Here is a 24,016-nt window from a genome sequence, read left to right as displayed (position 1 = left end):
GATAACGACTCCGATGAATTTTTCCAAGTTCTTCATTACCCGGCCGATCTTCGCAGCGGTGCTGTCGCTGCTGATCCTGATCGCCGGTGCCATCTCGCTGTTCCAGTTGCCGATCAGCGAATACCCGGAAGTGGTGCCACCCACCGTGGTGGTGCGTGCCAACTTCCCGGGCGCCAACCCGAAAGTCATCGGTGAAACCGTGGCCGCTCCTCTGGAGCAGGCCATCACCGGCGTCGAGAACATGCTGTACATGTCCTCGCAGTCGACCGCCGACGGCAAGATCACCCTGACCATCACCTTCGCCCTGGGCACTGACCTGGACAACGCGCAGGTGCAGGTGCAGAACCGCGTGACCCGGACCGAGCCCAAGCTGCCTGAAGAAGTGACGCGCATCGGTATCACCGTGGACAAGGCTTCGCCCGACCTGACCATGGTCGTGCACTTGACCTCGCCGGACAAACGCTACGACATGCTCTACCTGTCCAACTACGCCATCCTCAACATCAAGGATGAGCTGGCGCGCCTGGGCGGTGTCGGTGACGTGCAACTGTTCGGCATGGGTGACTACTCGCTGCGGGTGTGGCTCGATCCGAACAAGACCGCGTCGCGCAACCTGACCGCTACCGATGTGGTCACCGCCATCCGCGAGCAGAACCGCCAGGTGGCCGCCGGCCAACTGGGTGCACCGCCTTCGCCGAGCGCCCAGAGCTTCCAGTTGTCGATCAACACCCAGGGCCGTCTGGTGTCCGAGGAAGAGTTCGAGAACATCATCATCCGCGCTGGCGACAACGGCGAGATCACTCGCCTCAAAGACATCGCTCGCGTCGAACTCGGCTCCAGCCAATACGCCCTGCGCTCGTTGCTCAACAACCAGCCGGCCGTGGCCATCCCGATCTTCCAGCGTCCTGGTTCCAACGCCATCGAAATCTCCAACGAGGTTCGGGCGAAGATGGAGGAGTTGAAGAAAGGCTTCCCGCAAGGCATGGACTACAGCATTGTCTATGACCCTACGATCTTCGTGCGCGGCTCCATCGAAGCGGTGGTTCACACCCTGTTCGAAGCACTGATCCTGGTCGTGCTGGTGGTGATCCTGTTCCTGCAAACCTGGCGCGCCTCGATCATCCCGTTGGTGGCGGTGCCGGTATCGTTGATCGGTACGTTTGCGGTGATGCACCTGTTTGGCTTCTCGCTCAACGCGCTGTCGCTGTTCGGCCTGGTGCTGGCCATTGGTATCGTGGTGGACGACGCCATCGTGGTGGTGGAGAACGTCGAACGTAACATCGAGTTGGGGCTCGAACCGTTCGAAGCAACCAAAAAGGCCATGAGCGAAGTGACCGGCCCGATCATTGCCACGGCGTTGGTGCTGTGTGCGGTGTTCATCCCTGCAGCGTTCATTTCTGGCCTGACCGGTCAGTTCTATAAGCAGTTCGCCCTGACCATCGCGATTTCCACGGTGATCTCGGCCTTCAACTCGCTGACCCTGTCGCCGGCACTGGCTGCCGTGTTGCTCAAGGGCCACGACGCGCCGAAAGACCGCTTCTCGAAAATCCTCGACAAGATCTTCGGTGGCTGGCTGTTCCGTCCGTTCAACCGCTTCTTTGAAAAAGCCAGCCATGGTTATGTCGGCACCGTACGCCGGGTCATCCGCAGCAGCGGTATCGCCCTGCTGTTGTACGCAGGCCTGATGGTGCTGACCTTCTTCGGTTTCTCCAGCACGCCAACCGGTTTCGTGCCTGGCCAGGACAAGCAATACCTGGTGGCCTTCGCGCAACTGCCGGACGCCGCGAGCCTGGACCGTACCGAAGACGTGATCAAGCGCATGTCTGACCTGGCGCTGAAACAGCCTGGCGTAGAAAGCGCGGTTGCCTTCCCGGGCCTGTCGATCAACGGGTTCACCAACAGCCCGAACGCTGGCATCGTGTTCGTCACCTTGAAGCCGTTCGACGAGCGTAAAGACCCGAGCATGTCTGCGGGCGCCATCGCCGGTGCCTTGAACGGTCAGTTTGCCGGGATCCAGGAAGCCTACATGGCGATCTTCCCACCGCCGCCGGTACAAGGCCTGGGCACCATTGGCGGTTTCCGCCTGCAGATCGAAGATCGGGGCAACCTGGGTTACGAAGAGCTGTACAAACAGACCATGAACGTCATCGCCAAGAGCCATAACGTTCCGGAACTGGCTGGGCTGTTCACCAGCTATACCGTCAACGTTCCGCAGGTCGATGCCGCCATCGACCGGGAAAAAGCCAAGACCCACGGCGTGGCCGTCAGTGACATCTTCGACACCCTGCAGATTTACCTGGGTTCGCTGTATGCCAACGACTTCAACCGCTTCGGTCGCACCTATCAGGTCAACGTTCAGGCCGAGCAACAGTTCCGCCTCGAATCCGACCAGATCGGCCAGCTCAAGGTCCGCAACAACCGTGGCGAGATGATCCCGCTGGCGACCTTCATCAAGGTCAGCGACACCTCGGGTCCGGACCGCGTGATGCACTACAACGGCTTCATCACGGCTGAAATCAACGGCGCGGCAGCCCCTGGCTACAGCTCCGGCCAAGCCGAAGCGGCCATCGAGAAGCTGCTCAAGGAAGAACTGCCCAACGGCATGACCTACGAGTGGACCGACCTGACCTACCAGCAGATCCTGTCCGGCAACACCGCGCTGTTCGTGTTCCCGCTCTGCGTATTGCTGGCGTTCCTGGTGCTTGCCGCCCAATACGAAAGCTGGAGCCTGCCACTGGCGGTGATCCTGATCGTACCGATGACCCTGCTGTCGGCCATCACCGGTGTCATTGCTTCGGGTGGCGACAACAACATCTTCACCCAGATCGGCTTGATCGTACTGGTGGGGCTTGCCTGTAAGAACGCGATTCTGATCGTCGAGTTTGCCAAGGACAAACAAATGGAAGGCCTCAACCCGCTCGCTGCGGTACTGGAAGCTTGCCGCCTGCGTCTGCGTCCGATCCTGATGACCTCCTTCGCGTTCATCATGGGTGTGGTGCCACTGGTGTTCTCCAGCGGAGCGGGTGCTGAAATGCGTCACGCCATGGGTGTGGCGGTGTTCTCCGGGATGCTCGGGGTAACCTTCTTCGGCCTGCTGCTGACGCCGGTGTTCTACGTGTTGATCCGTAATTTCGTGGAGCGCGGCGAAGCCCGCAAAGCGGCCAAGGCGCCAAAACTGAACAACCTGGAGGCGCACTAATGAGCCTGAAAGTCTTCCTGCCAAGCCTGCTGGTACTGGCCCTGAGTGCCTGTGCCGTAGGCCCGGACTATCAGACCCCGGCGACCGAACACGCCAACATCACCACCGCCACCGACGGCGCTGCCGGCCAGAAGAACTTCGACCGTTCGCGTTTCGAAGGCATCTGGTGGCAGCAGTTCGACGACCCGACCCTCAACCAGTTGGTGACCCAATCACTGCAAGGCAACCGTGACCTGCGCGTCGCCTTCGCCCGCTGGAAAGCGGCCCGGGCTATTCGCGATGACGTCAGCAATGACGCCATGCCGACCATCACCAGCCGTGCCAGCAGCGACCTGGGCAAAGGTCAGATCCCTGGCCAGACCACCAACCGGGTCAACAGCGAACGTTATGACCTGGGGCTGGACATGGCCTGGGAGCTGGACCTGTTCGGACGCATCCAGCGCAACCTGGAATCCAGCGAAGCCGAGCAACAAGCGGCCGAAGCCGATCTGTACCAACTGCAAGTCACCATGATTGCCGAACTGGTGGACGCCTACGGTCAACTGCGCGGCGCGCAACTGCGCGAGAAGATCGCCCTGGCCAACCTGAACAACCAGCAGGAGTCACGCAAGATCACCATCGCTCTGCGTGACGCCGGTGTAGGTGATCAGCTCGATGTCGAACGCGCCGATGCGCGCCTGGCATCGGTCGAAGCCAGCGTGCCGCAATTGCAGGCGGAACAGGTGCGGCAGAAAAACCGTATCGCCACCCTGCTCGGCCAACGTCCGGACAAACTGACCGTCGACCTGAGCCCCAAGGACCTTCCGGCGATTGCCAAGGCCTTGCCAATCGGGGATCCGGGTGAACTGCTGCAACGTCGCCCTGACATTCTCAGCGCCGAACGCAAACTGGCTTCGGCCACAGCGCGCATCGGCGTGGCCAAGGCCGACCTGTTCCCTCGGGTGAGCCTCAGCGGCTTCCTCGGCTGGACCGCCGGGCGCGGTTCGCAGATCGGTTCCTCGGCGGCCAACGCCTGGGCACTGGGCCCGAGCATCACCTGGGCGGCGTTCGACCTGGGCAGTGTGCGCGCCCGTTTGCGCGGCGCCGATGCCGACGCCGAAGGCGCCCTGGCGACCTACGAGCAGCAAGTGCTGCTGGCACTGGAAGAGTCGGAAAACGCCTTCAGCGACTACGGCAAACGCCAGCAACGCCTGATATCGCTGATTCGTCAGAGCGAATCCAGCCGCGCGGCCGCCGACCTGGCGCAGATTCGCTACCGCGAAGGTACCGCCGACTTCCTCGTCCTGCTCGATGCCCAGCGCGAGCGCCTGGCGGCAGAAGACAGCCAGGCCCAGGCGGAAATCGATCTGTATCGCGGCATCGTCGCGATCTACAAAGCCCTGGGCGGCGGCTGGCAACCGGAGACGGTCGCCAGCAAGTAACCCATCAACGAGCTCTTTTGGTTGGCAACACCAACCAAATTTTTTGCCCCGCGCCTCATTCGGTCGCGGGGCTTTTTTTTGCCTGATACGCCACCACTCCCACGCTCGACTCGATATCAATATGCCACTAACCCCTGCTAAAATCCGCGCCCGCTCGCCAATGGATGCCGAGCGTTCGATGGAGTTGTTGCGCGTGAAGTCATTTCCCCGTTTGGCAGGTTTTTTATGTGTGGTGACCCTGGCGGGCTGCGCCGGTTCTGGTGGCCTGAGCAACAGTTATCGAGACGGCATCGTCGCCCGCCTCAAGGCCGAACGCAGTGCCATGGCGACGCGAGTCCTGGCCCAGCCGTTGCCTTTGAACACGGTGATTAAAACGGGCCCACACGGCGCCATGGCCCAGTTTGACGTGCCCGCCCAGGGCGCCGAACCTGCCACCCAGGCGCGGCTTTTCGCCCGCTGCGACACGCAGGCCTTGAGCATGGATTATCGCGACGCCCGGGCCTGGACCATTGTCTCTGCCCTGCCCGAGCAGACGCCCGCCACTCGTAGCGTCACCGCGCAACTGTGCCAGGCTGCCAAGGGTGGCGAATGGCGAGCGCTCGCGGCAAACGAAGCTGACTGGCTGCTGCTGGACCCGCAGAGCCAGGCGGTCATCGACGGTCAGTTGTGGGTGTGGACCGGCGTCGACTACGAGCGTGCGCGCCAGAGCGAAGACGACACCTATACCTATGATCGCCAGTACGAACGCGTCGAGATCGATTGCGCAGCGCGGCAGGTCAACAGCCGACTGTCCATGCGATCGGTCGCCGCGACGCTGCTGACACCGCCGACCCAGCCGATTGCCAGCAGCCTGAGTGCCAATCAACGCAGCCAACTGGTGGGCGCACTGTGCCCGGTAACGGCTGACCTGGCGAACCTGCCGGCGGCCATCATGCGCAAGAAGCTGCCGCCAAACCTGGCGACACCGCAAGTACCGGAAACCCTGCTGTCCCAAACCCGCGCATTGCCACGTGGTGAAGCGGCCAGCAGCCTCAGTCACCTGCAAATGGTCTACAGCGCCAGTTCGCCACTGATCCCCGGCGCACAAATCAACGAAAACCCGCTGGACCTGTACCTGCACACCGGCCCGGCACCGGGCCTGTGGCGCGTGCAATCAGTCGGCGCCCTGTCCAGCGAAGGCGTGAGCATCCGCTGGCGCGGCCTGATCGACCTCGCCACCATCAACCGAATCGGCAACAGCGGCAAGATGGAGCAACGCCCAAGCCCCGAGAGCATTCACTTGGCGGGTGATTGGAAGAACGTGCCAGCCGGTGCCACCCTCAGCTACAGCAAGGTGAGTAAAAGCAGCGAGGGCAAGGCCTTCACGCAAAATGTCGAGTGCCAGGTCGGTCCCTCGTTCCCGGCTTCCCAGCAAGTGGCCTCCCTCAAGGGTGAAGCGCGCCTGGTCACCTGCGCCCAGCTCGAAGGCCTGAAATCGAAGAGCACCCATGTGTACCTCAAGGACTACGACCTGTTCGTGCAGACCCTCGACAGCTCGATGCTGATCGTGCAGAACAATACGTTGAAGGCGGCGGAGTAACGCCCCTCGCCTGTCCTGTAGGAGCGAGCATGCTCGCGATGATCGTCAACGATAACGCTGGCTGTCTGATTGCCCACGTTGTCTGGTCTACCATCGCGAGCATGCTCGCTCCTACAGGTCTGCGCTACACCCTGACTCCAAGAACACCCCTGGCCCCTGTGGGAGCGGCGGTGCGACGATTCGACTTGCCCGCGATGAGGTCATCACATCCAACATCTTTGGTGCCTGACACACCGCCATCGCGAACATGGCGAATCGTCGCACCGTCGCTCCTACAGTGGGATCAGCGCCTTTGCTTGACCGTCACCGTCGCCGTGGTGCCCGCCCGCAGCTGGCCCTTGCCGGCGTAATCGGCGTCGATACCGATTCGCACCGGGACCCGCTGGGCAAGCTTGACCCAGGTGTAGCTGGGGTTGATGTTGGCCAGCAGGCGCCCACCGGGCAGGTTTTCACGGTCGGCGATGGCGAAGGCAATGCTTTGCACGGTGCCGCCAAAACGCTCGCCGCTCATCAATTCGATCTCTACCCGGTCACCCTCGGCGATTCGCGGCAGCTTGGTTTCCTCGAAATAACCGCTGATGTAGAAGCTGTCGCTGTCCACCAACGCCACCAACGGCCCGCCGGCCGTGGCGTAGTCGCCCTGGCGGGTCAGCAGGTTGGTGACGTAACCGCTGACCGGCGACTCGACCCGGGTGCGTTCCAGATCATGTTCAGCCTCGGCCAGCGCGGCGATGGCCAGTTGCACATTGGCCTGGGCGAAACTCAGGTTGGCCTGGTTGCGCAGCAGATCAGCCTGGGCCACCGACACATCAGTGCTGGACTTTTCCCACTCTTCGCCGGAAATGGCCGCGCGTTCTTTGAGTGTCCTTCTTCGGCGCTCTTCGCTCTGGCGCTGCCTGAGCAACGCCTGGCTCGCCACGATGGTCGCTTCGGACTGGCCCAGCGACGCCTTCGCCACTTCCACCGAACGTTTGGCATGCTCCACCGCCAACGCGTAGCGCGAGGGATCGATTTCCAGCAGCAACTGCCCTTTCTGCACATGCTGGTTGTCCTGTACCGCGAGGTTGACGATGCGTCCCGCGACATCGGCGGACAAGGTCACCACATCGGCGCGTACCCGTGCGTCGCGGGTCCAGGGCGCCCGGGTGTAGTGCTCCCAGGCGAACCAGCCGAGCACAAAAGCCAGCACCACTATTGCCACTGTCGTGAGTCGGGCAAGGATCTTGTTCAACGCATCACGCTCCCATCAGCAGAATCAGAGTGGCACACACGCAGGCGTACAAGGCACCTTCAAACAAGGCTTCATGCCAGACGAACTGCAATACCCCAAGGCGGCGCAGAACCCAGTCCAGAAGCAGGAAAATCGCAAGCCCGAGCAGCAACGCCTGGGCGATCGGCGGCAGATAGACGCCGCCTATCTCAAGATCAATGGGCAAGTGCGGGTACTCCTTGTGGCATTGGCGCCTCGAAATGGGCCCGGTGACGTTGCAGGAACGACACCACGATCAGCAGCGCCACGCGCATGCGGAACACCGACCACAGTTGTTCATGCACGTTGCAATGCAGGGCATCCAGTTCGTCCCCCAGGGTTTGCAGGCTGTCGAGCACCGTGTCCAGTACAACGTCAGGACGACCGGCGATCAGCCGCCCTGTTTCGCGCACCGTGGCGAACAAGCGGCCCTGTATCTCCAGACTGAGCAAGGCATTGTGCTGCCCTTGCTGGCGAAGCTGGGTCAACGCGATGCCTACAGCCATGCAACCGAGGCTGACGTCGAACAGGGCGCGCGCCGACGTGTCCTGGATCGCCGGCAGCAGTCCGAGCATGGCAGTCAATCGGTCGACCATGCGGCTCTCGAAGGCGAACTGGTTTTCATCCGTGGCGGGTATCGTCATCAGGGCCTGTACCTGCTCGCGATTCTCCTTGTGCAAGCGGCGTATGCGCAGCGCCGGTCGGAAGGGAAAGATCAGGGCATAGACGCTTAACGCCAATGCGGTGGCGCATACGTACGCGCCAGCAAACTCGAACCACTGGATTGCGCTGTTTTGTCCAAGGCCGGTGTTCTGAGGTCCCAACATCAGCAGTGTGATCAGTCCGAGGGCGATCCCGGTGCCGGTCGTTGGCGGGCTCGACAACCCCACGGCGACTGCATACAGCACCGGCGCCAACAGGAGCGCCAGCATTTCGAAATTGCTAACCATCGGCACGAGGGCAAACTGCAAAATCGCCGACACCACCAGCGCCAACCCCAGCCCCCGGGCGAAACCTTGCGCCGCCAGCAAAGGCCTTGGGAACGTCGCCATCAGCGAACAGAGAATCCCGGTGACGATCATACCGCCGCGGGCACCGTCCCAACCGGTCTCGATCCAGATCAACCCCGCCACCATCAGCGCGCAAAAGGCACGGATCGCGTTCATCGCCGCCAAGGTGTAGTCCATGTGCAGCGTGTTTTTCTGTCCGCGATAGAGGCTGCTGGCACCGCGTCCACTCTGGATCGCGTCGCTTAATTCGAGGACCGTTTCGAATTGCTGGACCAGCCGCGCCTGCTCCCAACGCAGCGACCACGACAACGAGCGCAGGGTGGCCGGCAATGGTTCGACCAGTTGTTCGGAGCGATAGGCCAGGTCATCGAAACGCTTTTGCAGCGCCGCAAATTGACGCCGTTGCTCATGGGGCATCGTACGCCCCAGCCGGGCCAGCTCATCGAGGAGCGCGACTTCTTCGTCAAGCAGGCCCTGGATTTCAACCGGCAACTCGCCTTCCCAACGCTCAAGCAGCAGTTGCCGTTGGTGACGCAATGCCGTGAGCCGAGCCGTCAGCAGCATCAGCTGATTGCCGAGCAATTGCACGAGGTCGTCAGCGCTGCGCAGGCGCGGCGCGTCGTAATACAAATGTCGACGAACGCCCTCCAGCGCCCCGATCTGCCCGAGCAATTGCATCTGCCGTTGCTGAAATTGCGCCTCGCTCTCGTGCGTGCGAATCACCGCGATGGCGTGGGTGGCCAGCAACCGGGTGATTTGGTCGATCCTGTTGAAATAATCCCGGGCAACGTTCTCCGGGCGCGCCGTCAACAGGCTCACCACACACACGCAGGCCACCGCCAGCAAGGTTTCGGTAACACGGGTCACCGCGAGCAAAAAAGTACCGTCCTGATCCGGCACCGCAAGCAAGCCGACCACGACGGCCGTGTAGCCGCTGAGCACAAACGCTCCGGAACTGGTGTAACGCAGCAAGGTGCCGCCGGCCGTGCAGACGGCCAGCCACAGGGCCAAGGTGACGAGGAATGGCAGCGGCGCCTGGGGAAACAGCGCCATGAACGCCACGGCCACAGTGGCACCAACGGTGGTGCCGATGACCTGGCCAAAACTGCGCGCCAGGGTCATGCCGGCCGAGGGTTGACTGACAATGACCACGGCCATGATCGACCACTTGGGCTGATCAAGGTCGAACAAGAACGCCAGGTACAGGGTCAGCAACCCGGCGGCGATGGTGCGCAGGCCGAACAGCAGCACGCCGGGGCCGGGATGCAGGATTGCCTTGAAGTACTCCAGCAGCGCTTGCATGGAAACGGCTCGTAGGGTTCGATCAAGCAAGCGTAGTCAGTGTTGTCGGGTGGCACATTCAAAGATGATGTCGGGGCGACTGGCCCCATCGCGAGCAAGCCCGCTCCCGCAAGTCACCACCGTACCTGTGGGAGCGGGCTTGCCCGCGATGAGGCCCGCACAGACAACCACTGCTTTGCTGTTATTCCACCAATCCCCAATCCCCCGAAGTACTCCCCGCCCCCGGATTCGACTCGGCATGCAACTTGAACCGCAACCGCAAATTATTCACCGAATCGGCATACTTCAGCGCCTCTTCTTCACTGATCGCGCCCTCCACCACCAGATTGAACAGCGCGCCGTCGTAGGTCTGCATGCCCGCTTCCGCCGATTTTTCCATGATGCCCTTGAGCTCACCCACTTCATTGCGCCGGATCAGGTCGCCGATGGTCGGCGTGCCGATCATCACTTCCACTGCCGCCCTTCGCTCGCCGTCACGGGTGCGCACCAGTCGTTGGGAAACGCATGCCTTGAGGTTGTTACCCAGGTCATGCAGCAGTTGTGTGCGCCGCTCTTCGGGAAAGAAGTTGACGATTCGATCCAACGCCTGATGGGCATTGTGGGCGTGCAACGTCGAGATCACCAGGTGCCCGGTGTCGGCGAAGGCCAGTGCGTGTTCCATGGTTTCGCGGTCGCGGATCTCGCCGATCAGCACCACGTCCGGCGCCTGGCGCAGAGTGTTTTTCAGCGCTGCATGGAAACTGCGGGTATCGACGCCGACTTCACGTTGATTGATGATCGATTTTCGGTGTCGATGGATGAACTCCACCGGATCTTCAATGGTAATGATGTGGCCACTGCTGTGACGGTTTCGGTAATCGATCAGCGCGGCGAGTGAGGTAGACTTGCCTGAGCCCGTGGCTCCGACGACCAGTATCAGCCCCTGCTTGAGCATGATCATGTCCAGCAAAACCGGGGGCAGCTTGAGGTCTTCGAACTGCGGGATGTCGAGTTTGATGTTGCGCGCGACGATCGACACGTCGTTGCGTTGCTTGAAAATATTGACCCGGAAGCGGCCGACACCCGCCAACGAAATTGCCAGGTTCATCTCCAGATCCCGATCGAACTCAAGCCGTTGCTCGGCGTCCATGATGGACAGGGCAAGCGTTGCGATTTCCCCCGGTTTGAATGGCTGATGGGTCAAGGGCTTGAGCACGCCATCGAACCGTGCGCACGGCGGCGCGCCAGTGGAGAGGTACAGATCGGATCCATCCTGACTGGCCAGGATTTTCAACAGTGCATCGATTTCCATGGCAAAAACACCCGCGAAGCCCTTCAATGAACGACCCTGAAGCGGGTCATCCGGCGTGTACCGCTCTAGGATAGTAGACCGCGACACTTGGCAGACGTGCAGGACACTTTGATGAATCCAACTTCCATCGGTAGCGATGCCCAGACCCTGATTGCCAGGCTGGACTGGACGAACACCCCACTGGGCGCCGCCAGTACCTGGCCGCAGAGCCTGCGTACCGCGGTGGACATCGTCATTCACTCGCCCATGCCGATGTTGTTGCTGTGGGGACCTCAACTCACGCAAATCTACAACGATGGCTTCGCCCTGTTTGCCGGCAACCAGCATCCCAAGGCTTTCGGACAACCGACGCACCAAATGTGGCCGGAACTTCGGGACTTTACCGGCCCGATTTACAGCGCAGTCCTACAGGGCCAAGTGCGGACTTATAGTGAGCAACGCTTCACCCTGCACCGCGACGGCAAGGATACCGACGTTTGGCTGGACTTGACCTACAGCCCCATCCGCGATGAAAACGCCGAGGTGGCCGGGATCCTGGTCACCGCCATCGAAACCAACGAACGCCGACGTATCGCCCTCGAACTGGAGCAACGCTCAATCGCCAGCCAGAAGGCCCAGCGCGAGACCGAGGAGCGTCTGCAACTGGCGCTCGCCGCTACCGACGCGCTCGGCACCTGGGACTGGGACATTAACGAAGACCGATTCATTGTCGACAGTCACTTCGCCCAGTTGCACGGTGTGGACCCGCAGCGCGCCAGCCAATTGCCAATCACAGCCTACCTGGAAGGCGTGCACCCCGAAGACCGGGCGATGATCACCCGCAGCATCAAGCACTGCATTACCCACGGCAGCGAATACGCCGTGGAGTACCGCCTGTTGCAAGCCAACGGCCAATTGCGCTGGGTGTTTGCCCGCGGACGTTGCTACAAGGATCACCATGGCCGGCCAATCCGTTTCCTCGGCGCAGCCCTCGACCTGACCGATCGAAAGCAGACCGAGCAAGCGTTGCGTCAGAGCCAGACCGAGTTGCAACTGATCATCAACGCCATGCCGGTCCTGATCAGTTATGTCGACAGCGAGGAACGGTTTCGCCTGAACAATTCCGCGTACCTGAACTGGTACGGCCTGACGCCGCAGGAGCTTTACGGCCGGACCATTCTTGAAGTGCTGGGCGAAGACGCCTATGCCTTGCGCGCCCCCTATATCGCCGAAGCGCTGTCGGGAAAACCCTGCTGCTTCAGTATCAGTACACCCCACGGCGACGGCAGCACCCGCCAGGCCTTGATGAACTACCTGCCCCGCCACGGTGCGGATGGCGCGGTCAACGGTTTCTACATTTTCGTGATCGACGAAACTGAGCGCAAACAGACTGAAGAAGCCTTGCGCAACCTCAATGAAACCCTGGAAGAGCGTGTGGCGTCGCGCACCCGGCAACTGGCCGAAGCCAACGAACGTCTGCAAAACGAGATGTTCGAGCGCGAACGCGCTGAAGACGCCTTGCGCCACGCACAAAAAATGGAAGCGGTCGGCCAGCTCACTGGCGGCATTGCCCATGACTTCAACAACATGCTCACCGGCATCATCGGCAGTCTCGACCTGATGCAGCGCTACATTGCCCAAGGACGCACTGACGAAATCGCTCGTTTCACCGAGGCGGCGGTGTCCTCGGCCAACCGCGCGGCCTCCCTCACCCATCGCCTGCTGGCGTTCTCCCGCCGCCAATCGCTGGATCGCAAACCGCTGATCGCCAACAACCTGATTCATTCACTGGAGGACCTGTTCAGCCGTACCAAAGGTGACCACATCGAGCTGAAACTCGACCTGGCCGACGACATCTGGTCGGTCAGCACCGATGTCAGCCAGCTCGAAAACGCGCTGCTCAATCTGGTGATCAACGCCCGCGACGCCATGCCCGAAGGCGGTCAATTGCTGATCCATACCGCCAACGTGCACTTGGACAGCCACGATATCGTGCCCCTGGAGTCGGTCGCCGCCGGCGATTACGTGATGATCGCCGTCAGCGACAACGGCTCCGGCATGACCCCGTCGGTGCGAGCCAAGGCATTTGATCCGTTTTTCACCACCAAACCCATCGGCCAGGGCACGGGCCTGGGGCTGTCGATGATTTACGGTTTCGCCCAGCAATCGGGCGGCCACGTCAGCCTCGACAGCCTGCCGGGCCAGGGCACTTGCGTGCGCCTGTATCTGCCGCGACTGCTTGACCCGGAGCCGGAAAAAACCCTGCTGCCGTTCAGCGGTGCAGCGCCGGCCGCGATTGCCGGCGAAACCGTGGTACTGGTGGAGGACGATCCCGCGGTGCGCATGCTGGTGCTCGATCTGTTGAAGGAATTGGGTTATCAAGCCCACGAAGCCGAAGATGCCAGCACGGCCCTGCCGTTGCTGGAATCGGATGGGCGCATTGACCTGTTGGTGACCGATGTCGGGCTGCCGGGCATGAACGGTCGGCAACTGGCGGAAATCGCCCGCCAGCATCGTCCGGACCTGAAGGTGCTGTTCATGACCGGCTACGCGCAGAACGCCGCAGAACGCCAGGTTTTCCTCGAAGAAGGCATGGACATGGTGTCCAAGCCGTTTTCCATTGACCTGTTGGCCAACAAGATTCGCCAGATGATCGGCCAACCCGAGTGAGTTCAGGCATAATCGCGCGCCGCGCCGTCACGTCACGCTACAAGGTAACTGCCCCATGAAAGCTCAAGCCCGCCACATCCTGGTGAAAACCTCGGAAGAAGCCGAGCAGCTCAAGCAACGCATCGCCAAGGGCGAAGCGTTCGATGTGCTGGCCAAGAAGTATTCCACCTGCCCCTCCGGCAAACGCGGCGGTGACCTGGGCGAAGTGCGCCCGGGGCAGATGGTCGGGGCGATCGATGCGGTGATTTTCAAGAAACCGCTGCGGGTGGTGCATGGGCCGATCAAGAGCAAATTCGGGTATCACCTGGTGCAGGTGTTTTTCAGGGATTGAAGCCCTCATCGCGAGCAAGCTCGCTCCTACAGATGATCACATCCCCTGTGGGAGCGGGCTTGCTCGCGATCCGATGGCGCAGCCAGCGGCCATTCACCTCGGAATCAACGCCCCGCGCACCTGAATCACCTGCGCCGCCAAACCATGCCCCGCCTCCGCCGCCTCAACCGGGCTGCCTCCCATCAGCCGCCTGGCCAGATACGCCGCGCTGAATGAGTCCCCTGCCGCCGTCGTATCCACCACCTTCTCGACCTTCCGCGCCGGCACCTCCAATGACTCGCCATTGCAGCGAATCAAGCACGCCTCGGCACCGCGCTTGAGCACCACCTCCGGCGTGCCGATCTGCTCGTAGGCGGCGAACACCGCCTCGCAGTCGGCAAAATGAAACAGCGCCTGTTCGTCATCGACGGTGAGCAAAGCGAGGTCGATGTACGGCAGCACGCTGCGATACGCCGCGCGCGCTTCCTGGACGGATGCCCACAGGCGTGGCCGGTAGTTGTTGTCGAAGACGACCTTGGCATCGCGCAAACGGGCATCGATCAAGGCTTCGACCAGCTTGGCCCGGCCCTGCGCACCGAGCACCGCCAGGGTAATGCCGCTGAAGTACAGCACGTCGTAATCCGGCAGGGCCTTGAGAATCGGCGTGGCGGCCGGGGTGGTGAAGCACTCGCGGACCGCCGCCTCGTTGCGCCAGTACAGAAAGCGTCGCTCACCATTGGCATCGGTCTGGATGCAATACAAACCAGGCAAGCGACCCGGCAAACGCTGCACCATGCCCAGGCCGATGTTCTCCTCGGCCCAACTGCGGCACATGGCATCGCTGAAACTGTCGTCGCCCAGGGCGGTGACATAGTCGACTTTGCCACGCAAGCCCAGCTCGCGAGCCAGGTAGACGGCTGTGTTGAGCGTATCGCCGCCAAAGCTCTGTTGCAGACTGCCGTCGGCGTGGTTCTGCAGCTCGATCATGCATTCGCCGATGAGGGCGATGCGGGGGGTGTTGGGGGTGGTCATGGCGGTTGGGTCCCTGGTTTTTGTGTTGTCTTGTAGGGCCTCATCGCGGGCAAGCCCGCTCCTACAGGTGCGGTGATTCCCTGTAGGAGCGGGCTTGCCCGCGATGGCCGCAACTCGGTCTAAAGCCTTAGAAACAAGTATCCATGGTCTCGATCACCGCCAACTGCTCATCCACCAAAAGCCCAACCCGCCACTTGTCGAATGTCAGGCACGGGTGCGAAGTGCCGAAGGAAATGATATCCCCCACCCGCAACTCAACCCCCGGCGCCACGGTCATGAATGCGTGCTGGTCCATCACCGCCGTCACCTTGCAGGCGCCGACATCGTCACCCACCGCAGGCACCACGCCGGCCTGGTAGCGCAGCAACGGCACGGGCAGCCCGGCGTCGTACGCCACGTCGCGCTTGCCCAGGGCAATCACCGCAAAACCCGGTTCCGGCAACGATTGCACGTGTGCCCAGACCTCCAGTGCCGGGCGCAGACCTTCGTGCAGGTCGCTGCGACGGTCGAGCACGCAGCATTGCGCCTCCTTGTAAATGCCGTGATCGTGTGCCACGTAACTGCCGGGACGCAGCACGCTGAGGAAGCGGCCGCCGGCGTTCTGTGCCTCGAAAGACTCGGCGATCAGGTCATACCAGGCCGAGCCCGACGCGGTGATGATCGGCTTGGCGATGTCGAAGGCGCCGCTGTCCTGCAGTTGCACCGCCAGGCGTACCAGCGATGCAGCGAACTGACGAATGCCGGCGATGGCATGGTCGCCATGGATGACCCCTTCGTAACCTTCGATACCGGTGAGTGCCAGGGCCGGTTGCGCGTCGATGGCCTTGGCCAGGTCGAGCACTTCCTGCTCGCTGCGACAACCGCAACGGCCACCGACCACGCCGTACTCGATCATGACGTTCAGGCGTACCCCTCGCGAGGCGAAATAGGCGCCCAGGTCCGCGACGTTTTCCGGGTGATCGACCATGCAGTAAAAATCGAACGTCGGGTCGGCCAGCAGGTCGGCAATCAGCGCCATGTTCGGCGTACCGACCAATTGGTTGGCCATCAACACCCGCCGCACGCCATGGGCATAGGCTGCGCGGGTTTGCGTGGCGCTGGCCAGGGTGATGCCCCAGGCGCCGGCGTCCAGTTGGCGGCGGAACAGCGCCGGGGTCATGCTGGTCTTGCCGTGAGGCGCCAACTCGGCGCCGCTGTCGCTGACGAACGCCTGCATCCAGCGAATGTTGTGTTCCAGCGCCTGGCGGTGCAGCACCAGCGCCGGCAGGCTGACGTCGCGTACCAGATGGGCGCCAATGCTGGCATCGCCTTTGGCCACGGCGTCGGTATTTTGGGCAGTAGACATGGTCGAACTCCTCACAGTCGCGGCCGCAGGCAGCCGCAGTTATTCGTTGATTCGCCGGGCAAGGCTGTTGGCGCTGTCGATCAGCACCCGGCGGTAGTCGTTATAGTTTTTCTTGGCGTCGGCCCGTGGCGCGACGATGCACAGGGTCGCAATGGCAACACCGTGGTTGTCCTTGACCGGAGCCGCAAAGCAGTGGGTGAAGGTGTCCGCGACGCTGTCGAACGAGAAAAAGCCGTCGATGGCGGCCTGACGGATTTCACCGAGAAATTGCTCCAGTGACAGACGTTCACCGTCCGGCAGGATGAAATCGTCCGGGTCAATCAGGTCAACGATCGCCTGGTCGCTCAGGTGGGCCAACAACAGGCGACCCGAGGCCGTCCATGGAATCGGGGCGTTTTCGCCGATGTCCGAGGAAATACGAAAATGCCGTTCGCCCTCCTTCATCAGCGCCACCGTGTATTTGCGCCCGTTGAGCAAGCACATCTGTGCAGTCTCGCGGGTCTGGCTGACGATTTCCTGCAAGGCATGGTCGGCCTCGCGGGTCAGGTCGAAATGGCGCAGGTGCGCCTGGCCAAGGAAATACAGCTGACGGCCCAGGTAGACGTGACCTTCCTTGCCCACCGGTTCGAGGATGCGTCGTTCCAGCAGCGAAGCCACCAGTTCATAGACCGTGGACTTGGGACTGCCGATGCCACTGGCGATGTCATTGGGACGCAGCGGCTGGCCGATCTCCTTGAGGAAATCGAGAATATCGAACGCCCGGTCCAGACCACGCGCCCGGCGTTTGATGGTGTCTTCGGTCATGTCTGTGGTTCCCCTTGATAATGCCGGGATTTTAACCAGAGTGCAGCGGCGACCGTGAGGCCGCTATCGCGACGGTGCGACGATTCGACAAGCTCGCTCCTGTAGGAGCGGGCTTGCCCGCGTTGGCCGCACCGCAATCCTCAGCCCTTCTTCTTGTAGGCAATACAGTCGATCTCAACCTTGCAATCGACCATCATGCTTGCCTGCACACACGCCCGCGCTGGGGCGTGTTCGGGTTTGAAGTACTCGGAGAAGACCTTGTTGAAACTGGTGAAATCCCGCGGGTCGTCCAGCCACACGCCCGCGCGCACCACGTCTTCGAGGCCATAACCGGCCTCTTCGAGAATGGCGATCAGGTTTTTCATGGTCTGGTGCGTCTGTTCAACGATGCCGCCATTGATGATCTCGCCATCCAGCGCCGGCACCTGCCCGGAAACATGCAGCCAGCCATCGGCTTCAACGGCGCGGGCAAAAGGGCGAGGCGTGCCGCCGGCAGCGCTGCTGCCGGTGCCGTAACGCGTAATGCTCATGAGTGCTTCTCCTGCTTGGAAATAAAAGGGATCAAAACCGCGTGTTCTTGAGAAACTCAGCCAGACGCGGCGATTGTGGGCGTTCGAACAGCTCCTTGGGTGGCCCCTGCTCTTCGATGCGCCCTTGGTTCATGAATACGATCTTGTCCGAGACCTCGAAGGCGAAACGCATTTCGTGGGTCACCAGCAGCATGGTCATGCCTTCGTCCGCCAGGCCCTTGATCACGTTCAACACCTCGCCAACCAGCTCAGGATCGAGGGCCGAGGTGACTTCGTCGAACAGCATCAGGCTGGGGTTCATGGCGATGGCGCGGGCAATCGCCACGCGCTGTTGCTGACCACCGGACAACTGGCCGGGAAAGTGATTGCGTCGCTCCAGCAGGCCGACCCGATCCAGCCACTTCTCCGCCAGCGCCACGGCCTCGTCCTTGTGCAGCTTCTTGACCTTGAGCAACCCCAAGGTCACGTTCTGCAACGCGGTGAGGTGCGGAAACAGGTTGAACTGCTGGAACGCCATGCCGGTCATGGCACGATGCCGGGCGATGACTTTTTCCGCGTGGCGCACGCGCTTGCCATCGACTTCGTCATAGCCGATGGACTCGCCGTCGAGCATGATCTGCCCACCCTGGAATTCTTCGAGCATGTTCACGCAGCGCAGCAAGGTGGTCTTGCCCGAGCCGCTGGAGCCGATCAGCGTGACGACGTTGCCGCGTTGCATGGTCAGGTCGACGCCCTTGAGCACTTCAAGCTTGCCGTACTGTTTGTGCAAGCCGCGAATGTCGAGCAGCGGTTGGCCGTTTTGTGCATTGGTTTGAATCTGAGTCATGGCAAGGCCACCCGCTTTTCAATGTGCCGGCCGAGTAATTCGATGGCGTAGTTGATGACGAAAAACAGAAATCCGGCGAACAGGTAAAATTCCAGGGTCATGAAGGTCCGGGCGATGATCTGCTGGGTACTGAGCAGCAACTCGGCTACACCGATGACCGATAACAGCGTCGAGGCCTTGACGATTTCGGTCGAGGAGTTGACCCAGGTCGGCAGGATCTGCCGCAACGCCTGGGGCAACAACACGTAGCCCAAGGCCTGGTAGAACGTCAGACCGATGGCCTTGCTCGCTTCCATCTGCCCACTGGGCAAGGCTTGCAACGCACCGCGCACAATCTCGGCGACGTGGGAGCCGCAGAACAGCGTCAGCCCCAGGGCACCCGCCTGGAACGCACTGATCTTCCAGCCCAGAGCCGGCGCCATGTAGAAGCAGGCCAGGACCAGCACGAACACCGGTGTACCGCGAATCAGGTCGACGTAGAAACGAAACGGCGCACGCATCCAGAACTTGCCGTAGGTCAGCACCAGGCCGGCGACGATGCCGACCATCGTGCCCAAAAGGATCGCCAGCGCCGACACCTGCACACTGGTGAGAAAACCCTGCCACAGCACCTCGCGGGCAACCCACAACTCATGCAACCAACTGGGTGATTCGTACATGGGGCCTCCTATCGGCGGATCGCCAAGCGCTGCTCGAGGTAACGCAGCAGCATGGCAATGAGGTAACAGGCCGCAACATAGAGCGCTGTGGTCACCAGCCAGGTTTCGATCACCCGGTAGCTCTCGACATTGATCTTGCGCGCGTAATAGGTCAGCTCCGGCACGGCAATCGCCGCCGCCAGCGAGGTGTCCTTGAACAGCGAAATGAAGTTGTTCGACAGCGCAGGCAGCACGTTGCGCAGCATCACCGGCACGGTGACGTAAGCCTTGACCTGCCACTCACCCAGGCCGATGGCCAGGCCGGCTTCGCGCTGCCCTTTGGGGATGCTCAGTAAACCGCCCCGGAACACCTCGGTCAGATAGGCCCCGGCATACAACGACAGGGTGATGATGAACGAGGGAATCTTGTCCAGGCGGATGCCCAGGCTCGGCAAGGCGAAGTAGATCAACAGGATCAGCACCAGGATGGGCGTGTTACGCACCACCGTCACATACACCGACGCCAGTACCCGCGACGCCCGGTGTTTGGACAGCAACGCAAACGCCATCATCAGGCCGATCACGCAGCCGATGGCGATCGACACCAGCGCCAATTGCAGGCCCAGGCCGAGCCCCGCCAGCAAGGTGTCGAAATCGCGCCACACGGCGGCAAAGTTCAACTGATAGTTCATGGTCAGCAATACCTTGAGCGGGGCGATTGTCCGCCCCGCTCCCACGGGGTCATTTGTATTCGACGGGGAAACCGATGGCTGGGGTTGGCAGGTCTACACCGAACCATTTTTTGAACGACTCGGCGTACATCGGAAACTCAACGCCCGTCATGGCCTCATGCAGGGCGGTGTTGACGAAGTTCAGCCAGTCCTGGTCGCCGCGCTTCACCGCGCAGGCATAGGTTTGCGGGCTCCAGGCGTAGGCCGGGCTGCGGTAGCGACCCGCGTTCTGCACCATCAGGTATTTGACCGAGGACTGATCGGTGGCTGCCGCGTCGGCGCGTCCGGAGTTCACGGCCTGATACATCAGGTCAACGCTGTCGTATTGATCGACCTTGGCCTTGGGCAGTGCCTGGTGCACCAGTTCCTCGGCATAGACGTTTTGCAGCACGGCCACGGTGACACTGTCGCCGGCGGCTTTCAGGTCTTCGATTTCCTTGTACTTGCTGTTGGCCGGCAGCAGCAGGCCGACGCCCTCGCGGTAGTACGGCAAAGTGAACGCCACCTGCTGGGCTCGGCTGGCGGTGACGGTGATGAACTGGCAACTGATGTCGACTTTGTCGGTCAGCAGGTTTGGAATCCTGGCATCGGAAGACTGCACTACGTACTCGACCTTGTCCGGATCGTTGAACAAGCCCTTGGCGATGATGTGTCCGATGTCGATATCAAAACCCTGCAACTTGCCATCCGCTCCCTGGAAGTGCCAAGGCGCATTGGTGCTGCCAGTGCCCACGATCAATTTGCCACGGGCCAGCACGCTATCGAGCTTGCTGTCCGCCGCCTGGGCCACGCCCATGGCAGCAGCCGAAGCTGCAAAAAGAAAAACACACGCTTTGAACAAGGAAGGTCGGCGAAGCATGGCAAGCACTCCTGGATGTGAGTTATTCCGCTATACCGGAACGTAGTATGTAACAGCGGAATAGACAGCAGAAAGTGTGCCACAGGTTGTAACGAGGTGGGAGCGAGATTTGAAAAGTGTTTTGAATCAGGGGGATGGGTTGTTCTAAGAAATTGCTGTCACCCGAGGAAGCAATGGCGCAGCGCTACCGTTGGCTACAGCGGGCGGGTATTTGCACCACATTGGACCGGCAAGCCCGCTTCCACAGAGGATCTGTGTCGTTCACAAATCCCCTGTAGGAGCGAGCATGCTCGCGATGGTCGTCAACGATAACGCTGGAGGCCTGACACCCCGCGGTGCCTGGTCCTCCATCGCGAGCGTGCTCGCTCCTACAGTGGGTCAGGCGTCCATACGTGCCAGGAACACCCGCGTCACCCGTCGTTCTTCCACCGACACCACGGTCATCCGCCAACCTTCCCACTCATGGCTGTCGCCAATCATCGGCAAGCGGTCCAGCAGGCTGACCACTAGCCCGGCGAGGGTCTGGTAGTCGTCGGTCGGTTCGGCGGCAAAGCCGGTGCGTTGGCGCACCCGCGCCAGGTTCAGCGCGCCGCTGACCACAAAACCGCCCTTCTCCTCGACCACGTCCGGGCCTTCGATCTCGCTGGCGTCCGGCAGCTCGCCGGCAATGGACTCGAGGATATCGGTCATGGTCAGCACGCCGACGAAGTCACCGAATTCATTGACCACGAAGGCAATGTGGGTCGAGGCCTTGCGCATCTGCTCCAGGGCGTTGAGGATCGAATAGCTGTCCAGCAGGTTGATGGCCTGGCGCGCCAGGTGTGCCAGATCGGGCTCGTTGCCACTCAGGTACTCCTTGAGCAGCTCCTTCTTGTGCACGAAGCCCAGCGGTTCATCCACCGCACCCTCACGGATCAGCGGCAAGCGCGAATAGGACGAGTGCATCAAGCGTGTGCGAATGGTCTCGGCGTCATCGGCCAGGTCGATGTAGTCGACATCGGCGCGCACGGTCATCAGCGTGCGGATCGGTCGTTCGGCCAGTTGGAGCACACCGCTGATCATCACCCGTTCACGACGGTCGAACAGCTCTTCAGTCGGGGGCTCGCCGTTGTCCAGCATGTCGGCAATTTCTTCACCCACCTCTTCCGCCGCCAGTTTACGACCACCCAGCAAGCGCATCACCGCATGCGCAGTGCGTTCACGCATCGGCCGCAAACCCTGCATCGAGCGTTTGCGTTTGGCCCGGGCGATCTGGTTGAACACCTCGATCAGGATGGAGAAACCGATGGCGGCATACAGGTAGCCTTTCGGAATGTGGAAGCCCAGGCCTTCGGCGGTCAGCGCAAAGCCGATCATCATCAAAAAGCCCAGGCACAGCATGATCACTGTCGGGTGGGCGTTGACGAAGCGGGTCAGCGGCTTGCTGGCGACGATCATCAGGCCGATGGAAATGATCACGGCGATCATCATCACCGCCAATTCATCCACCATGCCCACGGCGGTGATCACCGCGTCCAGCGAGAACACTGCATCGAGCACGACGATCTGCGCAACGATGGGCCAGAACATCGCGTAAGCGGTGTTGGCCGTGCGCTCGCCAACATGGCCTTCGAGGCGTTCGTGCAGCTCCATGGTGGCCTTGAACAACAGGAACACACCGCCGAACAGCATGATCAGGTCTCGTCCGGAGAAGCTCTTGTCGAACACCTCGAACAGTGGCTGGGTCAAGGTCACCAACCAGGAAATACTCGCGAGCAGGCCCAGGCGCATGATCAAGGCCAGGGACAAGCCGATGAGGCGTGCACGGTCGCGCTGCTCGGGAGGCAACTTGTCGGCGAGGATGGCGATAAACACCAGGTTATCGATGCCGAGCACCAGCTCCAGCACGATCAATGTCAACAGGCCCAGCCAGGCGGTGGGGTCAGCTAACCATTCCATATAAAAGTCTCGATCTCTTCGTTAATTCAGAATGCCGGGCACGGCAAAGCGCGGCGCAGAGGCCGTGGGGTTGCAATGACAAAGGAATTCAGGCGCCGAAAGACCGGGTGTTTTGCGTACGAGCAACGCGCGCGATGGCGCGAGGAGGAAGGGTAACTGGGAGGCTCCGAGAGGGTGTTCATGCAAATCCTGAAAGACAAATGGCCTTGGAGCGTACAGCGGGAAGCGATATTTCCCACAGTGGGAAATCATTACAAAATCTGTAGGAGCGAGCTTGCTCGCGATGACGGCGGCACATCCAACATCTTCGGCACAGACACGTCGCCATCGCGAGCAATCGAGCGTCGACCGGCTGCTCCTACAGGGGGATTCAACCAATTCGCACCCGCTCGATATACCGCATCACCGCCGCCGACTTCTCGAACCGCCGATGAATCAACGACAGCCACGAATTCGCCTCGTTGCCCTTGATCGACCGATACACCACACCGGGTAATCCCACATGCCCGACCACCGACTCGGGCACCACCGCCACGCCCTGCCCTAATGACACCAGCGCCAGCACCGCCACCAGCCCGCCCGGCTGCGCGCCCAGCTTCGGTGCAAACCCGCCTTGGGCGGCGACTTGCAGAGTGCCGCTGATCTGTTCCGGCAGGATGAACGTCTCGCCTTGCAGATGCTCAGGGCCAATCTCGCCCAAACGGCACAACCAGGACTCGCCGGGCAGCGCCAGCACAAAGCCCTCGGCATCCAGGCGAATCGCTTCCAGCCCCTCGGGCAAGGTCATGGGCGATCGAACATAGCCAATATCGAATCGCCCCTCCAAAACCATTGCCGGCAAGGACGCCATCGGATACTCGCGCACGTTGAGGCTCACATCCGGGCACTCGCGACTGAACGCCTGCACCTGCTTCTGCAACAGGCCGGAATACACGGCCGAAGCCACATAGCCCAATTCAATATGACCAATCTCCCCACGCCCCGCGCGCTGGGCATTTTGCTGGGCGTATTCGAACTGACGCACGGTCGCTTCGGCTTCGATCATCAGGGCGGCGCCGGCTTCGGTGAGGCTGACTTCGCGGGTCTGGCGTACGAACAGGCGGGTGCCGAGTTCGTTCTCCATGTCCTGGATCTGCCGGGTCAGGGTCGGTGGTGCAATCCCGAGCTGTTCAGCAGCGCGGGTGAAGTTGCCCTGCCGTGCAACGGCCAGGAAGTAACGGAAATGGCGGATGTCCATGGGGCATTAGCTCAAAGGTAATGAAATGCCGATCGCAAGCTAACAAAGCCACTGGATCGTCGCGAT

19 protein-coding genes are annotated in these 24,016 nt (G+C 61.4%); 5 read left to right on the top strand and 14 right to left on the bottom strand.

The window, feature by feature from the left end:
* The first annotated feature begins 13 nt into the window (after positions 1 to 13).
* The 3 genes from AB4N64_RS09905 (at position 14) to AB4N64_RS09895 (ending at position 6,199) form a co-directional block, all read left to right on the top strand.
* Positions 14 to 3,199, top strand: coding sequence for an efflux RND transporter permease subunit (locus tag AB4N64_RS09905; RefSeq protein ID WP_460124824.1), 3,186 nt, complete (start codon positions 14 to 16; stop codon positions 3,197 to 3,199).
* Positions 3,199 to 4,620 carry an efflux transporter outer membrane subunit gene (locus tag AB4N64_RS09900; RefSeq protein WP_460124821.1) on the top strand — a complete coding sequence of 474 codons (1,422 nt, stop codon included), beginning with the start codon at positions 3,199 to 3,201 and terminating at the stop codon, positions 4,618 to 4,620. The genes AB4N64_RS09905 and AB4N64_RS09900 overlap by 1 nt, the downstream gene beginning before the upstream one ends.
* Before the next feature lie 121 nt (positions 4,621 to 4,741).
* Positions 4,742 to 6,199: a hypothetical protein gene (locus AB4N64_RS09895; protein WP_460124818.1), complete on the top strand. Its 1,458-nt coding sequence runs from the start codon at positions 4,742 to 4,744 to the stop codon at positions 6,197 to 6,199.
* A 283-nt stretch (positions 6,200 to 6,482) separates the two neighbouring features.
* Here AB4N64_RS09895 and AB4N64_RS09890 read toward each other — a convergent pair whose 3' ends face one another.
* The 4 genes from AB4N64_RS09890 to AB4N64_RS09875 all read right to left on the bottom strand — a co-directional run bounded on the left by AB4N64_RS09890 (position 6,483) and on the right by AB4N64_RS09875 (position 11,051).
* Entirely contained in the window at positions 6,483 to 7,430 is a 948-nt protein-coding gene (locus AB4N64_RS09890) for a biotin/lipoyl-binding protein (protein WP_460124816.1), read from the bottom strand.
* Between the two features lie 4 nt (positions 7,431 to 7,434).
* Positions 7,435 to 7,635: a DUF1656 domain-containing protein gene (locus AB4N64_RS09885; protein WP_460124813.1), complete on the bottom strand. Its 201-nt coding sequence runs from the start codon at positions 7,633 to 7,635 to the stop codon at positions 7,435 to 7,437.
* A complete protein-coding gene (locus tag AB4N64_RS09880) occupies positions 7,625 to 9,760 on the bottom strand; it encodes an FUSC family protein (RefSeq protein ID WP_460124810.1) in 2,136 nt (711 codons plus the stop codon). Before AB4N64_RS09880 ends, AB4N64_RS09885 begins: the two co-directional genes overlap by 11 nt.
* A gap of 181 nt (positions 9,761 to 9,941) precedes the next feature.
* Positions 9,942 to 11,051, bottom strand: coding sequence for a PilT/PilU family type 4a pilus ATPase (locus AB4N64_RS09875; RefSeq protein WP_460124807.1), 1,110 nt, complete (start codon positions 11,049 to 11,051; stop codon positions 9,942 to 9,944).
* Between the two features lie 111 nt (positions 11,052 to 11,162).
* Here AB4N64_RS09875 and AB4N64_RS09870 point away from each other — a divergent pair, with 111 nt between their 5' ends.
* Both AB4N64_RS09870 and AB4N64_RS09865 read left to right on the top strand, forming a co-directional pair.
* Positions 11,163 to 13,700: a PAS domain-containing protein gene (locus AB4N64_RS09870; protein ID WP_460124804.1), complete on the top strand. Its 2,538-nt coding sequence runs from the start codon at positions 11,163 to 11,165 to the stop codon at positions 13,698 to 13,700.
* A 55-nt stretch (positions 13,701 to 13,755) separates the two neighbouring features.
* Positions 13,756 to 14,031 (top strand): peptidylprolyl isomerase, encoded by a 276-nt coding sequence (locus AB4N64_RS09865; RefSeq protein ID WP_368558263.1) that lies wholly within the window; start codon positions 13,756 to 13,758, stop codon positions 14,029 to 14,031.
* A 93-nt stretch (positions 14,032 to 14,124) separates the two neighbouring features.
* Here AB4N64_RS09865 and AB4N64_RS09860 read toward each other — a convergent pair whose 3' ends face one another.
* From AB4N64_RS09860 to AB4N64_RS09815, 10 genes are all read right to left on the bottom strand, one after another.
* Positions 14,125 to 15,042 carry a sugar kinase gene (locus AB4N64_RS09860; RefSeq protein ID WP_460124800.1) on the bottom strand — a complete coding sequence of 306 codons (918 nt, stop codon included), beginning with the start codon at positions 15,040 to 15,042 and terminating at the stop codon, positions 14,125 to 14,127.
* Between the two features lie 127 nt (positions 15,043 to 15,169).
* Positions 15,170 to 16,387: an amino acid deaminase gene (locus AB4N64_RS09855; RefSeq protein WP_460124797.1), complete on the bottom strand. Its 1,218-nt coding sequence runs from the start codon at positions 16,385 to 16,387 to the stop codon at positions 15,170 to 15,172.
* A gap of 39 nt (positions 16,388 to 16,426) precedes the next feature.
* The gene (locus AB4N64_RS09850) at positions 16,427 to 17,191 is read right to left on the bottom strand and encodes an IclR family transcriptional regulator (protein ID WP_460124794.1); all 765 of its coding nucleotides are present in this window, start codon (positions 17,189 to 17,191) and stop codon (positions 16,427 to 16,429) included.
* Positions 17,192 to 17,331: 140 nt separating this feature from the next.
* Positions 17,332 to 17,721 (bottom strand): RidA family protein, encoded by a 390-nt coding sequence (locus tag AB4N64_RS09845; RefSeq protein WP_460124792.1) that lies wholly within the window; start codon positions 17,719 to 17,721, stop codon positions 17,332 to 17,334.
* Between the two features lie 31 nt (positions 17,722 to 17,752).
* Complete coding sequence (locus AB4N64_RS09840; RefSeq protein WP_460124790.1) at positions 17,753 to 18,547, bottom strand: amino acid ABC transporter ATP-binding protein; 795 nt, start codon at positions 18,545 to 18,547, stop codon at positions 17,753 to 17,755.
* On the bottom strand, positions 18,544 to 19,206 hold the full coding sequence (locus tag AB4N64_RS09835; protein WP_460124787.1) for an amino acid ABC transporter permease: 663 nt from the start codon (positions 19,204 to 19,206) through the stop codon (positions 18,544 to 18,546). The genes AB4N64_RS09840 and AB4N64_RS09835 overlap by 4 nt, the downstream gene beginning before the upstream one ends.
* An 8-nt stretch (positions 19,207 to 19,214) precedes the next feature.
* Positions 19,215 to 19,877, bottom strand: a complete 663-nt coding sequence (locus tag AB4N64_RS09830; protein WP_460124784.1) for an amino acid ABC transporter permease — start codon at positions 19,875 to 19,877, stop codon at positions 19,215 to 19,217.
* A gap of 49 nt (positions 19,878 to 19,926) precedes the next feature.
* Entirely contained in the window at positions 19,927 to 20,775 is an 849-nt protein-coding gene (locus AB4N64_RS09825) for a transporter substrate-binding domain-containing protein (protein ID WP_460124781.1), read from the bottom strand.
* A gap of 378 nt (positions 20,776 to 21,153) precedes the next feature.
* Positions 21,154 to 22,713, bottom strand: a complete 1,560-nt coding sequence (locus AB4N64_RS09820) for a TerC family protein (RefSeq protein WP_460124778.1) — start codon at positions 22,711 to 22,713, stop codon at positions 21,154 to 21,156.
* Positions 22,714 to 23,083: 370 nt separating this feature from the next.
* Positions 23,084 to 23,950, bottom strand: a complete 867-nt coding sequence (locus tag AB4N64_RS09815) for a LysR family transcriptional regulator (protein WP_460124775.1) — start codon at positions 23,948 to 23,950, stop codon at positions 23,084 to 23,086.
* Between the last annotated feature and the right edge of the window lie 66 nt (positions 23,951 to 24,016).

It is taken from the genome of Pseudomonas sp. S2_C03 (genome assembly GCF_054668405.1).
Note: the sequence above shows the minus strand (reverse complement) of the source record. Positions and strands in the feature narration are given on the sequence as shown.

What these genes read in the sequence shown, in the direction of transcription:
- AB4N64_RS09905 (WP_460124824.1), top strand. Translation starts at nt 14, where the DNA reads ATGAATTTTTCCAAGTTCTTCATTACCCGGCCGATCTTCGCAGCGGTG.
- AB4N64_RS09845 (WP_460124792.1), bottom strand. Translation starts at nt 17,721, where the DNA reads ATGAGCATTACGCGTTACGGCACCGGCAGCAGCGCTGCCGGCGGCACG.
- AB4N64_RS09835 (WP_460124787.1), bottom strand. Translation starts at nt 19,206, where the DNA reads ATGTACGAATCACCCAGTTGGTTGCATGAGTTGTGGGTTGCCCGCGAG.
- AB4N64_RS09880 (WP_460124810.1), bottom strand. Translation starts at nt 9,760, where the DNA reads ATGCAAGCGCTGCTGGAGTACTTCAAGGCAATCCTGCATCCCGGCCCC.
- AB4N64_RS09860 (WP_460124800.1), bottom strand. Translation starts at nt 15,042, where the DNA reads ATGACCACCCCCAACACCCCCCGCATCGCCCTCATCGGCGAATGCATG.
- AB4N64_RS09825 (WP_460124781.1), bottom strand. Translation starts at nt 20,775, where the DNA reads ATGCTTCGCCGACCTTCCTTGTTCAAAGCGTGTGTTTTTCTTTTTGCA.
- AB4N64_RS09870 (WP_460124804.1), top strand. Translation starts at nt 11,163, where the DNA reads ATGAATCCAACTTCCATCGGTAGCGATGCCCAGACCCTGATTGCCAGG.
- AB4N64_RS09855 (WP_460124797.1), bottom strand. Translation starts at nt 16,387, where the DNA reads ATGTCTACTGCCCAAAATACCGACGCCGTGGCCAAAGGCGATGCCAGC.
- AB4N64_RS09895 (WP_460124818.1), top strand. Translation starts at nt 4,742, where the DNA reads ATGCCACTAACCCCTGCTAAAATCCGCGCCCGCTCGCCAATGGATGCC.
- AB4N64_RS09820 (WP_460124778.1), bottom strand. Translation starts at nt 22,713, where the DNA reads ATGGAATGGTTAGCTGACCCCACCGCCTGGCTGGGCCTGTTGACATTG.
- AB4N64_RS09875 (WP_460124807.1), bottom strand. Translation starts at nt 11,051, where the DNA reads ATGGAAATCGATGCACTGTTGAAAATCCTGGCCAGTCAGGATGGATCC.
- AB4N64_RS09865 (WP_368558263.1), top strand. Translation starts at nt 13,756, where the DNA reads ATGAAAGCTCAAGCCCGCCACATCCTGGTGAAAACCTCGGAAGAAGCC.
- AB4N64_RS09815 (WP_460124775.1), bottom strand. Translation starts at nt 23,950, where the DNA reads ATGGACATCCGCCATTTCCGTTACTTCCTGGCCGTTGCACGGCAGGGC.
- AB4N64_RS09850 (WP_460124794.1), bottom strand. Translation starts at nt 17,191, where the DNA reads ATGACCGAAGACACCATCAAACGCCGGGCGCGTGGTCTGGACCGGGCG.
- AB4N64_RS09830 (WP_460124784.1), bottom strand. Translation starts at nt 19,877, where the DNA reads ATGAACTATCAGTTGAACTTTGCCGCCGTGTGGCGCGATTTCGACACC.
- AB4N64_RS09840 (WP_460124790.1), bottom strand. Translation starts at nt 18,547, where the DNA reads ATGACTCAGATTCAAACCAATGCACAAAACGGCCAACCGCTGCTCGAC.
- AB4N64_RS09900 (WP_460124821.1), top strand. Translation starts at nt 3,199, where the DNA reads ATGAGCCTGAAAGTCTTCCTGCCAAGCCTGCTGGTACTGGCCCTGAGT.